1 protein-coding gene is annotated in these 276 nt (G+C 34.4%); it reads left to right on the plus strand.

All coding sequences use genetic code 11. The features are described 5' to 3' along the window. Positions 1-276, plus strand: a 276-nt coding sequence (locus SB658_RS23670; protein WP_410602745.1) for a DUF4937 domain-containing protein, incomplete at both ends; no start/stop codon positions are given.

Consider the following 276-nt stretch of genomic DNA (forward strand, 5'->3'; position numbering starts at 1 on the left):
GCGTATCAATCATTTATGAATGGTGCTCACGATACCATTTATTTAAATAGTAATCAAGAGGATACGTTTCTTTCATGTGAAATTGAATTGTTTCAAACGTTGTATGATATAACTGATATGCCTTTGAAAGACGTTGTTACAGATGGGTCATTTGTAAGAGTTGCAATTTGTGATGTAAAACAACAGAGAGAAAAGCAGTTTTTACATAAACAAGAGGCAATTTGGAATAAAGGGATGGAAAATGCAAAAGGGATGCTAGGTGGAGTTGTTGGGAAG

The organism is Bacillus sp. SIMBA_008 (assembly GCF_046535495.1).
GTDB lineage: Bacteria > Bacillota > Bacilli > Bacillales > Bacillaceae > Bacillus > Bacillus subtilis.